10 protein-coding genes and 1 riboswitch are annotated in these 12,056 nt (G+C 37.8%); of the genes, 1 reads left to right on the forward strand and 9 read right to left on the reverse strand.

What is annotated here, in order from left to right; all coding sequences use genetic code 11:
- Window positions 1-50 precede the first annotated feature (50 nt).
- Window positions 51-1,295, forward strand: coding sequence for a serine/threonine transporter SstT (gene sstT, locus ACYSN2_RS04670; protein WP_461749098.1), 1,245 nt, complete (start codon window positions 51-53; stop codon window positions 1,293-1,295).
- Window positions 1,296-1,433: 138 nt separating this feature from the next.
- On the opposite strand, the gene ACYSN2_RS04675 is transcribed toward sstT, so the two are convergent.
- The 9 genes from ACYSN2_RS04675 to ACYSN2_RS04715 form a co-directional block, all read right to left on the reverse strand.
- Complete coding sequence (locus ACYSN2_RS04675) at window positions 1,434-2,363, reverse strand: LysR family transcriptional regulator (protein WP_461749099.1); 930 nt, start codon at window positions 2,361-2,363, stop codon at window positions 1,434-1,436.
- Between the two features lie 174 nt (window positions 2,364-2,537).
- The gene (locus ACYSN2_RS04680) at window positions 2,538-3,092 is read right to left on the reverse strand and encodes a chorismate--pyruvate lyase family protein (RefSeq protein ID WP_461749100.1); all 555 of its coding nucleotides are present in this window, start codon (window positions 3,090-3,092) and stop codon (window positions 2,538-2,540) included.
- A gap of 186 nt (window positions 3,093-3,278) precedes the next feature.
- On the reverse strand, window positions 3,279-3,425 hold the full coding sequence (locus ACYSN2_RS04685) for a YMGG-like glycine zipper-containing protein (protein ID WP_461749101.1): 147 nt from the start codon (window positions 3,423-3,425) through the stop codon (window positions 3,279-3,281).
- Window positions 3,426-3,628: 203 nt separating this feature from the next.
- Complete coding sequence (gene acnA, locus ACYSN2_RS04690; protein WP_461749102.1) at window positions 3,629-6,304, reverse strand: aconitate hydratase AcnA; 2,676 nt, start codon at window positions 6,302-6,304, stop codon at window positions 3,629-3,631.
- Between the two features lie 167 nt (window positions 6,305-6,471).
- Window positions 6,472-6,936, reverse strand: a complete 465-nt coding sequence (gene ribH, locus ACYSN2_RS04695) for a 6,7-dimethyl-8-ribityllumazine synthase (protein ID WP_461749103.1) — start codon at window positions 6,934-6,936, stop codon at window positions 6,472-6,474.
- A 416-nt stretch (window positions 6,937-7,352) separates the two neighbouring features.
- Window positions 7,353-8,570: a 3,4-dihydroxy-2-butanone-4-phosphate synthase gene (gene ribB, locus ACYSN2_RS04700; protein ID WP_461749104.1), complete on the reverse strand. Its 1,218-nt coding sequence runs from the start codon at window positions 8,568-8,570 to the stop codon at window positions 7,353-7,355.
- A gap of 267 nt (window positions 8,571-8,837) precedes the next feature.
- Window positions 8,838-9,467 carry a riboflavin synthase gene (locus ACYSN2_RS04705; RefSeq protein ID WP_461749105.1) on the reverse strand — a complete coding sequence of 210 codons (630 nt, stop codon included), beginning with the start codon at window positions 9,465-9,467 and terminating at the stop codon, window positions 8,838-8,840.
- Window positions 9,468-10,601, reverse strand: coding sequence for a bifunctional diaminohydroxyphosphoribosylaminopyrimidine deaminase/5-amino-6-(5-phosphoribosylamino)uracil reductase RibD (ribD, locus tag ACYSN2_RS04710; RefSeq protein ID WP_461749106.1), 1,134 nt, complete (start codon window positions 10,599-10,601; stop codon window positions 9,468-9,470).
- Window positions 10,602-11,038: 437 nt separating this feature from the next.
- Window positions 11,039-11,167: riboswitch (FMN riboswitch) on the reverse strand.
- A 196-nt stretch (window positions 11,168-11,363) separates the two neighbouring features.
- The gene (locus ACYSN2_RS04715; protein WP_461749107.1) at window positions 11,364-11,903 is read right to left on the reverse strand and encodes an HdeD family acid-resistance protein; all 540 of its coding nucleotides are present in this window, start codon (window positions 11,901-11,903) and stop codon (window positions 11,364-11,366) included.
- Window positions 11,904-12,056 lie beyond the last annotated feature (153 nt).

Raw genomic sequence — 12,056 nt, forward strand, 5'->3', positions numbered from 1 at the left:
TAAATCTTAAGCTATCCTCAAAATGTATTATTTTTGAGGATTTATTTAAAATGCGTTTATTATTCAAATTTATTAATCGTTTTAGCCTTGTGCAACAAATATTATTAGGCCTTATTTTAGGGGTTATTGTCGGTTTTTTATTCCCGGAAAATATTGCGCTATCGGTAGGAATTGCCGGTCAATTTTTCATCGGTGCGTTAAAGGCTATCGCCCCCATTCTGATATTTACACTGATTATTGCCGCAATCTCTAACTATCAAAAGCATGATAGTGGCGGAACGATGAAAAAAGTCCTTTTACTGTATGTATGTGGAACATTTTTAGCGGCATTAGTTGCAGTCACTATCAGCTTTATTCATCCGATATCTGTCCCTTTAGATATTCCACCTGCTGAAGCAAGAGGTCCTGCGGATATTACAGAAGTTTTAAGAACCTTATTCATGAATATGGTCGATAATCCTGTAAGTGCTTTAGTGAATGCGAACTATATAGGATTAATCTCTTGGGGTGTTTTATTTGGCTTCGCCCTTAGAAATACTCGTGAATCCACACGTAATCTATTTCAGGATTTTGCAGAGCTCGTCACGAGCGTGATTAAGAAAGTCATTCTCATTGCTCCTATTGGTGTTTTTGGACTAGTATCAGTCACTATTGCAGAAACAGGTTTTGAAGGTATTAAGGCTTATTTGGAATTAGTCGTTGTGTTATTGATTGCCATGGCAATTGTTGCATTTATTGTGAATCCTCTTCTCGTATTTTTGATGATTCGCAAAAATCCTTACCCATTAGTATTTCAATGTTTAAAAGAGAGTGGTATTACTGCTTTCTTTACTCGAAGCTCAGCCGCTAACATTCCTGTAAATATTGAACTCAGTCGTAAACTTGGAATTCGTGAAGAGATTTATGCCGTATCTATTCCGCTTGGCGCAACCATTAATATGGCGGGCGCTGCTGTAACAATCACTATTTTCACATTGGCAGCCGTGCACACATTAGGAATTGAAGTAGATTTTCTTTCTGCACTTCTCTTAAGCCTATTTGCAACGATTGGCGCTTGCGGTGCTTCTGGAGTTGCTGGAGGATCATTACTTCTTATTCCTCTAGCCTGTGCCCTTTTTAATATTGATAATGATATTGCAATGCAACTTGTTGTGATAGGTTATGTCGTAGGAGTCATACAGGATTCAGCAGAAACAGGTCTAAACTCCTCGACAGATGTACTATTTACAGCGGCAGCTGATTTTTCTACCACCCAAGTAGATCCTTCTTTAAATACATCATCAAAAGATAGTTAACATCGGAAAGTGCCTTTAAAAATAATGGATAGAAAAAGCCAAACAACTGTTTGGCTTTTTCATTGACTGCTGACCCACTAAATAACTTCCAGCTGATCATGCATATCCTCAAAGACTGGATAAAATATTCAATTTTAATTACTGCTCCTTAAGTTTCTGATCTTCTTCTCCACGATGAATTAACCATTTTATAAAGGTTTTCGAACGCTGGCTCATTACTTTATTTTTGGAATACAAGAGATTTAAAGGCCTTGTTGCTAAAGGAAAATCTTCTAACACAGGAATTAACTCACCTGTTTGAATATATTTGATTGCTAAATAATATGGCAGTACAGAAATTCCTTTACCCGCTAAAGTATATGCCAAAGTCATCTCCGAATCTGTTACTGCTATATTATGATTGATGCGGATATATTTTAAGTTTTTATTTTTTAAAAACACCCATGGATAAGTTCTCCCTGTACTTATGGAGAAATGGTTAATAGCTGTATGACGCTCCAATTCCTCTAGTGTGGTAGGAGTTCCATGTGCATTTAAATAATCAGGTGATGCACAACAGATAAAATGCACATCATCCAATACATGACATACTAAGTCCTGATTTGAACCATCCCCTGATGGATTAGAGATATCTCCTACTTGAAGCATAAAATCGATAGCAGATTCATTAAAATCAGCGTGGTAGCTATGTGTTCCTAGTAATATTTCAATATTAGGGTACTTTTCTTGAAAACTAGTAATAAGGGGTAATAAGAAACCTCTCGCTATTGCAGGAGTTGTATCTATTCGAACCCTTCCAACAGGCCCTTGAAAAGGTAATTTTAATTGATCTTCCATTAGCTCTATTCTCTCAAGGATATCAACCACATGATGAAAGTATAAACTGCCTTCTGGAGTCAATTTAACGCTTCTAGTTGTACGGTTAAATAGTTTAACATCTAAAGATTCTTCGAGTTGAGTGATCGCTTGACTGATCGCTGGTCTAGTAATCTCAAGTTCTTCAGCTGCTTTACTAAAGCTATAATGCTCGGCAACCGATCTGAAAATTCTCATTAATCGTACACTCATCATATTCCTTAAAAAAATATCTTTAATTATAGGAGGCTACAAACAATTAACATTTGTTACTATTAGTTGATAATATTTACTAATTGATGTAATATTGGTATAATTGTTAATAACTATATTATTAATTTAATTCGATATTTTTATTATTACATAAATAATAATTATTTACCTATTTCACATGCTATTTTTGATTAAACTAGGTAAAAACCATTCTGTAATCCACAGTTTTTGATGATTTTTTATAAAGTAGGACCGTCGAGCAATGATAGCGATCTGTTTTTCTGAATATTCTTTTGCAAGATGAACGGGTAAATGGTTCTCTGAAAATAATGCATACTTGAATGAAGAGCGTTTTAAAGGATTTGTAGAAGAAAATAGAGATCTTCCCAAAGAATTAGTGCCGCAATGAAGGTATTCCTTCCAGATATCTGAAGTTAGGTCACAAATACTTTCTGCATATACTACAGCTTTACCTGACAGTTGAAGCTCTACTTTTCGGCAATATGCGATATTCTTCTCGCTATCGCAAATCGTATAATCAATTGTATCTTCTAAAGAGATGAGATTTACTGAAAAATTAGGATCCATCTGCTCTAAGCCGACTGTTAATGAATCTATTTCTAATAAATGAGAGATATTCTGAAAAATTAATGTATTTGGTTCGCCTATCATGGCAAATAACTGCTCTAAAGAATACCAGTTAGGAATCGATAAGTTTTCTAATTTCATTATATGTTTTAATTTATTGTTTACGACCACATAGGATTTCAAAGAGAAACCTATCAGATCAGTTATGTTAGTCATTCAAAAAAGAAAGCCTCGCTAACTTATATAGTATAACGAGGCTAATACTCAAAAATATTTAAGTAACTCTCAAAGAGAGTTTAAACATACTCATTAATAGTATGAATTTACTTACAGTTCTTTACCTACTTCATTACCAATTAAACCACCAAATGCAGCGCCAATACCTGTTCCGAGTACTTTCCCATCTGTTAATGCGGCACCCGCAACAGCTCCTGCACCAACACCTACTACTGTTCCTTTTTCTTGAGAATCCATATTATTCCAAGTAGAACATGCTGTGATCATTGTAACTACAGCGATGAGAGAAGTTATTTTTAAAATTGATTTCATCTAGCTTAACCCTTTCTTTACAATTAAAAATCTATTAATGAATAATATCACAAGAAAACAAAAAGAGATGCCTATTAGCATCTCTTTTATTATTAAATATTTTATTGTAAATCTAAATCAAGTTACATCTACTTGTGTTCAGCAATCATTTGACGAAGAACATAATGTAAGATACCACCTGATTTGAAGTAATCTACTTCATTAAGCGTATCAATACGGCAAAGAACCGTGAAGTTTACAACTGTACCATCTGCTTTCTTCGCAGATACTTCAATGTCTTGACCTGGCTTGATGCTGTCATCAAAGTTGATTGTAAATGCTTCTTCGCCTGTTAAACCAAGGCTTTCTGCATTTTGACCATCTTTGTACTGAAGCGCAAGGATTCCCATACCGATTAAGTTCGAACGGTGAATTCTTTCATAGCTTTCAGCAATTACAGCTTTAACGCCTAAAAGATTTGGTCCTTTTGCAGCCCAGTCACGGCTTGAGCCTGATCCGTACTCTTTACCTGCTAATACGATTAATGGCGTATTCTCTGCTTCATAACGCATTGCTGCATCATAAATCGGCATTGTTTCGCCTGTAGGAATATGCTTCGTATATCCGCCTTCAACGTCCGTTAACATTTTGTTACGAATACGAATATTCGCAAATGTACCGCGGATCATCACTTGGTGGTTACCACGACGTGAACCGTAAGAGTTGAAGTCTTTAGGTGTTACACCTTTTTCTTGAAGATAAAGACCCGCCGGCGCACCCGCCATAATTACACCTGCAGGTGAAATATGGTCAGTTGTGATTGAATCACCGAAGTATGCTAATACGTTTGCATTTTCGATAGATTTAAGCGATTGAATTGGCTTGTCAATATTTTCAAAATATGGAGGATGTTGAACGTATGTCGATTGATCATTCCATTGGAATGTTTCAGTTTGCGCAACATCAAGGCCTTGCCAGTGAGCATCACCGTCAAATACGCCATCATATCCTTTACGGAACATTGAACCATCCACTTTCGCAACTGCATCTGCAATTTCTTGGTTAGAAGGCCAAATATCTTTTAAGAATACATCATTACCATCTTTATCTTTTGCAATGGGATCTTTCGCAATATCAATACGCGTTGTTCCCGCAAGTGCAAATGCAACAACTAATGGAGGTGAAGCAATCCAGTTCGTTTTGATTTGTGGATGGATACGACCTTCAAAGTTACGGTTACCTGAAATAACAGCAGCCATTGTGAAGTCGTTTGCATCAATTGCTTCACCAACTTCTTTGATTAATGGACCTGAGTTACCGATACATGCAGTACAACCATATCCTGTTAAGTTGAAGCCAACTTCATCAAGATATTTCGTTAAACCTGCTTTCTCAAGGTATTCGCTTACAACTTTTGATCCCGGAGCAAGTGAAGTTTTCACCCATGGTTTACGTGTTAAACCAAGTTTTGCAGCTTTTTCAGCCACTAAACCTGCCGCCATCATCACGCTTGGGTTTGAAGTATTTGTACATGACGTAATTGCCGCAAATACTACATCACCTTGATGCAATGTTTCTTCTTTATCGTTAAGATAGATATCCGCTGTTTTTGTGATGTCATCGTTGCTATCAGCTACGAATTTATCAAATGCATCTTTAAGACCTGGTAAAGTTACACGATCTTGTGGACGTTTTGGACCTGACATACTTGGAACTACTGAACCAAGATCAAGTTCTAAAGTATCTGTAAATACTGGCTCATCGCCATCATTACCCCAGAAACCTTGCTCTTTCGCATACGCTTCAGTACGAGCGATTACTTCAGGATCACGGCCAGTTAAACGCATGTAATCAAGTGTAATATCATCTACTGGGAAGAAACCAACCGTTGCACCGTATTCTGGCGCCATGTTAGAAATTGTCGCACGGTCTGCAAGTGGAAGATCTTTCAATCCATCACCGTAGTACTCAACGAATTTACCAACAACCCCTTTTTGACGAAGCATTTCAACAATTGTTAATACTAAGTCAGTTGCTGTAACGCCTTCTTGAAGTTTACCTGTTAATTTAAAACCAACAACTTCAGGAATGACCATTGAGATTGGCTGACCTAAGATCGCAGCTTCCGCTTCGATACCACCCACGCCCCAAGCAAGTACTGAAAGACCATTCACCATTGGTGTATGTGAGTCAGTTCCTACGCAAGTATCCGGCATGATCCATGTTTTACCATCTTTTTGGTTTGTCCAAGCAACTTGTGATAAGAATTCTAAGTTTACTTGGTGACAGATACCAGTTCCTGGTGGTACAACGCGGAAGTTATCAAATGCATTTTGACCCCATTTAAGGAATTCATAACGTTCACCGTTACGCTCCATTTCGAGCTTCACGTTTTCGTCAAATGATTCTTTTGTACCGAATGTATCGATCATTACTGAGTGGTCAATCACAAGATCAACAGGTGCAAGAGGATTGATATGCTTTGCATCTCCGCCCGCTTTTACCATTGCATCACGCATTGCCGCCAAGTCAACAACTGCCGGAACACCTGTAAAGTCTTGCATTAAAACACGTGCAGGACGATATTGAATTTCACGTTTAGATGAACGATTACGAGCCCACTCACCAATTGCTGCAATATCGTCTGCGTTTACAGTGATATTGTCTTCAAAGCGAAGTAAGTTCTCGAGAAGAACTTTCATAGATTTAGGAAGTTTAGATAAATCTCCTAATTTCTCTTCCGCTTTTTTGATTGAGTGATAATGATACTCTTTTCCACCAACATCTAAGGTAGAAAGGGTATTTAATGAGTTAATGTTACTCATGTTGCCTCCTAAGTTTAATAAAAAATAATCTGCTAAAACCATTAAAAATCTTTTATTTGAGGATTAATTCAATGCATTATTTATTATCTTTATCTTGGCACTGATCCTCATTCCGCCGTCATGATAGCAAGATTAGAATGCAAAAGGAATCGTTATACGTTCCTTTCTTACGCAATCTCATCAATTAAACTTAGCATTTCAACAACGCCCATTGCCGCTGAAAAACCGTTATTGCCGGCTTTCGTTCCCGCTCTCTCTAATGCTTGCTCAATCGTATCCACCGTTAAAACACCAAACATCACAGGTTTTCCACTATCTAAAGAGATTTTACTAATCCCTTTCGCAGCTTCGCCGGCAACATAATCAAAGTGTGCTGTTGCGCCACGAATCACGGCACCTAAGCAGATCACGGCATCATATTCCGCTTTTTCTGCAAACTTTTTCGCAATTAAAGGAATCTCATAAGCGCCCGGAACCCATGCAAGGGTAATATCGTCTTCGCTAATTCCGCTACGTAATAAACCATCTTTTGCGCCATCAATAAGCTGTTTTGTAATTAAGCTATTGAAACGACCTGCAACAATTGCGATTTTTTTACCTTTAACTGATAACTGACCTTCTAATACTTTCATAATATTTCCTTTTTGTTATTGAAATTTGTTGTTGAATTTGATGGTTGTGTTTGTATTGCTGAACTTCTAAAATTTTTTTTATGACATTTTTCTTTATGACATTGAATCAATGCTGTTTAAATACTCTATTGTTTTTCATTGTCTAATATGGGCTGATGCGTGGCTGGGTCGAATGCTTGCATGCTTTGATGTATCGCTCGCCAGCAGTTATAAAACTCTTTTTAAAACTTTAGCTATTTTGACTACTTAATAGAAATAGAGATAGATCGCCGTATCACTTTGATAAATCTTTGTATTCTTTTATATCTTCTGTGCTAGCGGTATTTATCCTTTTTTAATTCCACACTAAAATAGCGACATTTTGATATTTATAGATAGTCATTTTTTAATGATTGTTTTTACTAAGACCTGATTCTTTATAAATCATGTCCCATTTGGTCACGTTTGATATTGAGATACGACTCATTTTCTGAGGTTTCGAATCTTGGCGTTCCTTGTCTTTCGATCTCAATGCCGGCAGTTTCGATTGCTGAGATTTTGTCAGGGTTATTTGTGAGAAGCTGTACTTTTTCCGCCTTAAAAAATTTCAGCATTTTTGCCGCTTCATCATAGGTTCTCTCATCAGCGCCATGACCGAGCATTTGATTGGCGACAATGGTATCAAAGCCTTGCTCTTGCAATTGATATGCTTTTAATTTCTCCACAATGCCAATCCCGCGACCTTCTTGACGGAGATAGAGCAAAATGCCGTTCTCCGCTTCTGCCGTTTCTTTCATGCCAAATTCTAATTGCGCATGGCAATCACATTTCACAGAAGAAAACACATCGCCGGTTAAACATTCTGAATGAATTCTTACTGTCGCCACTTTGCTCGAATCATGATTTTTGTTTACTAACGCAATATGTGGCTCTCCGCCATTTTTATTGGGGAAAGTGTAAATCTGAAATTCGCCAAATGCCGTTGGAAGCGAGGCGTTACTAAGCGGCATTAAGACATCTTTGTCTTCTACCATTAAACGGTAATTCACAATATCTTGAATCGAAATGAGCGGTAATTGGTGCTCTTTGGCATAAGTTTGCAGATCATTTTGACGTGCCATTTCGCCATCTTCTTTCAAGATTTCGCAGATCACGGCCGCCGGTTTAAATCCTGCTAATGTCACAATATCTATAGATGCTTCTGTATGACCTCGGCGTTCAAGAACACCACCATCTTTGGCAATCAGTGGGAAAATATGACCTGGGCGATTAAAATCTTTTGCAGATAAAGAATCATCCACCAAAGCATTGAGGGTTTCCGTGCGTTCAAAAGCCGAAATGCCGGTATGCGTGGTTGCCAAGTCGATTGTGACTGTAAATGCCGTTTTATACGGATCTTTATTGTCTACGACCATCGGTTTTAGCTCTAAGCGATCTGCATACTCTTTTGAAATAGGTGCACAGATCAAACCGCCCGCTTGGCGAATCATAAAGTTGGTGTCTTTCGCCGTAATCGTTTCTGCCGGCATGACCAAATCTCCTTCATTTTCCCGAGAAGCATCATCTGTGATAATAATCATGCCACCTTTTTTCATAAAATCGATGGCCTGAATCACTCTTTCAATAGAACCATATTCTTGAAATATTGTTGTCATTTAATCTATTTCCCTGTGTTGTCATGAAATCTGTCGATCTCTTGTTATCTTTTTTAATGTTTAAAACTAGAAATTATTCAGTTGTTTTTTATGAGCAATTGGAGTTTTTACGATACTTTTACAGCTCAATTGTGGCGGGAGGGAATGTTTGCATGCTTTTAATGACTTCTCGCCCGCTAATCTATCTAATTCAGCTTGTTAATTGTTCCCTTAAAACCATCAATATAAATAGTATTCATGAAAGCTCTATTAAATAGCTCTTAATCTTTAATAGCCCCAATTAGAAAGCTGCTGATAATCGAGCGCACTCTTCTCTGGTTGTTGGGCTTTGATATATTTCCCGATCATGTCGAATTCGATATTGATTCGTCCGCCGATCTGTAATTTTTGTAAGTTTGTATGCTCAAAGGTGTGCGGAATAATGCCGACTTTAAACGTGGTATTTGTAACGCTGATAATCGTTAAACTAATGCCATCAATAGCGATGGAACCTTTGGGAATAATCAATCCTTCATGCGGTACTTTTAGCTCAAAAGTGAGCTCACGGATATCCCCTAAATCATCAATTTTCAGCAATTTCGCTTCGCCATCAATATGACCGCTGACCATATGTCCGCCTAAACGATCGCCAACTCTGAGTGCTCTTTCTAAATTGACTAAAGTGCCTTTCTTGTATTGATCAAATCCTGTTTTCTTCAAAGTTTCCGGCATTAAGTCCGCATTAAAAAAGCGATCGCCAAATTCCGTCACCGTTAAACAGACACCATTTACAGCAATGCTATCGCCGAGTTTAACGTCCGATAGAACGACATGCGCTTTGATGGTAATTCTCGTAATATTGGCTTGATGAACAATGTTGGAAATTTCTCCACGCTCTTCGATAATTCCGGTAAACATCTATCGCTCCCTTGTTGCAACGGTTAAAAAGGATTCTCCGCAGAGTTCTACGGATTGGATTTTGACTTGTGGCGCATCTTGTAGATTCTCAACGGTGCTATTGCCCCAGATTTCTAAGGCTTCGGAACTGCCGATCAATTTTGGGCCATAAAACAGTAAAAATTCATCGACTAAATCTGCTTGCATAAAAGCACTGTAAATACCGGCGCCACCTTCGATAAACAGACTCATAATGCCGGCATTCATACAATATGCTAAAAGGCATTCCGGCGTTGATTTCGGCAATGGTGCAAGTGTGATACCTTTCTCTAATATCAGAGCTTCTAAAGCTTCGCTCGGCGAAAAGTTTTCATCAAAGCAGATAATGGAAGGCGCAAGATTGGTATCAAAAAACTGGTAACGCTTCACAATCTCTTCTGTAATGCCGGTAAAGTTATTCAGAAGAAGAATGCGTGCCGGCGCTTGAGCTTCAAATTCATAACGCACCGTTAATGCCGGATCATCTTCAAGTAAGGTGCCTTTGCCAACTAAAATCGCGTCATGTAATCCCCGATAAAAATGCCCTTTCTTGCGTGCTTCACTGCCGGTAATCCATTTGGAATCTTTGGTTTTTGTGGCAATTTTCCCATCTAAACTCAATGCCGCCTTTAGAGTAACAAATGGACGTTTTAGCGTTTGATTGAGAATAAAATGCCGAGAAAGCTCGCTCGCTTCAAAGGTTAATAGGTTCGTTTCGACAATAATACCGGCATTTCGCAAAATTTCATGTCCTTTGCCGGCAACATTTGGATTCGGATCTTCCATTGCCGTAATGACTTTCTGAATGCCCGAATTTAAAATAAGATCGGTACATGCCGGTGTTTTACCGTGAAAACAGCAAGGTTCAAGCGTTACGTAAAGTGTTGCACCTTGAAGATCATGGCCATTCGCTTTCGCATCTTCAATCGCCATTACTTCTGCATGTGCACAACCGGAAGCTTGATGAAATCCACGACCAATCACAATGCCATTTTTAACTAAAAGCGCGCCGACATAAGGATTAGGCGACACTCTGCCGTAACCTTGCTTGGCAAGCTCAATGGCTTCGAGCAAAAATTGCTGATCTTCTGTTTTTGTACTGTTTTCTTTAGACACTAAAAAACCCCATTTAAAGTCACTTTAATATGGGGCTTAATGATTTCATGAGCGGGTGGATTAGCGTCATTGCGGTCTTACATTTTTATAGTTTATGGAAAACATAAACCATCTGCCGGTAATTTTGAGTTTGTTATGAACGATTTAAATCTGTTCTTAACCTTGTAAAATTCGTGTCATTTGCCAAATCTCTGTCGTTTTATCTTCATTTTATTCATCAACACTGCATAGAGCTTCTATGAATGATGCTGATTTATGAAAAGATCCGTTTCTTTCGTCTTATCGTTTATTAAGTAAAATTTCTTAAACTCAATTTCTTAAACTCTAAGCCGATTGAAACTGCTCTGTTAAAACTTTTAACTTCATTTGGTGAATGATTCAAACTTTACTGCTCATCCATTTTCGTAACGATTTTATTCTCATTACGTTAGAAACCCACTTATCTTTTATCATCCAGACTATACTGTCGGTTTTGGAATTTCACCAAGATCAGCTTGCGCTCGCGGACTATCACCGCCGGTCGGGAATAAGAATATGACATTCTGCACCCTGCCCCAAAGATAAATCGAATTACTCAATTGTAAATATCCATCAAGATATTCAACGAATATTACTATAGCTCGGATAATGACAAAATAAAAGGGCGAACTTGAATTAAGTCGCCCTTTCTATATTTAATACTCATTGTTTAATACATTTTGATTCAGTAAAGAATCTTCTCTTTCAGAGCGTTACTACTGAATCAGTACTAAATAATATGGCTTACACTCTTGCTTTGCGCACTGCAAAACCAAAGAAGATGCTGTAAATTCCGAACATTAAGGAGAAAGCCCCTAATAAAATCGTCATAAATGCAACACCACTTGCTGGTGTATAAGGAATTCCCATACCAACGATCAATGCCAAAATACCAACGATCAGTGTTAACCACCAAGTGCCAATACCCATTTTTTTGAGGCTAAATGAGAAAGAGATCGCTGAAATACCGTAGAAAATCAACCAGAACATAATGAGGAAAACCATCATCATTTCAGGAAGACCTTCACTTGCGTGTTTCATGAGGTAGCCACCAATGAGCACTTGTAATACACCCATTGCAAGGTTAAAGCCCCATCCGCTTACGGTTCTATTCGTTAAAGAGGAGATAATTTCAAAAACCCCCGTCACAAAGAAAAGAGCTACCATGAATTGTGATAAAACCACAAAGCTTTCTAATGGTTTAAAAAAGAAAAATCCACTCATTACGAGATAAAGAATTCCCATCAGAACCCAAACCCACCAATTTTTGATCGCGCGATCCATACCTGTTTCCCTCTAAATAAAAATAACAATTTAAAACCCCATAAATTCTCAAACTAATGAGCAATTTAAAAAATCTCATAAGACTTTTTAAATTGCTTTATAGTTCACGCATTTAGTATACCGAATAAAATTTATAGTATTAGTAATAATTTA

It is taken from the genome of Ignatzschineria sp. LJL83 (assembly GCF_054871845.1).

Bases quoted from the DNA above. Each gene is read 5' to 3' on its own strand.
- ribH (WP_461749103.1), bottom strand. From the start codon at position 6,936: ATGAAAGTATTAGAAGGTCAGTTATCAGTTAAAGGTAAAAAAATCGCA.
- acnA (WP_461749102.1), bottom strand. From the start codon at position 6,304: ATGAGTAACATTAACTCATTAAATACCCTTTCTACCTTAGATGTTGGT.
- ACYSN2_RS04675 (WP_461749099.1), bottom strand. From the start codon at position 2,363: ATGAGTGTACGATTAATGAGAATTTTCAGATCGGTTGCCGAGCATTAT.
- ACYSN2_RS04680 (WP_461749100.1), bottom strand. From the start codon at position 3,092: ATGAAATTAGAAAACTTATCGATTCCTAACTGGTATTCTTTAGAGCAG.
- ribB (WP_461749104.1), bottom strand. From the start codon at position 8,570: ATGACAACAATATTTCAAGAATATGGTTCTATTGAAAGAGTGATTCAG.
- ACYSN2_RS04685 (WP_461749101.1), bottom strand. From the start codon at position 3,425: ATGGATTCTCAAGAAAAAGGAACAGTAGTAGGTGTTGGTGCAGGAGCT.
- ACYSN2_RS04715 (WP_461749107.1), bottom strand. From the start codon at position 11,903: ATGGATCGCGCGATCAAAAATTGGTGGGTTTGGGTTCTGATGGGAATT.
- ACYSN2_RS04705 (WP_461749105.1), bottom strand. From the start codon at position 9,467: ATGTTTACCGGAATTATCGAAGAGCGTGGAGAAATTTCCAACATTGTT.
- sstT (WP_461749098.1), top strand. From the start codon at position 51: ATGCGTTTATTATTCAAATTTATTAATCGTTTTAGCCTTGTGCAACAA.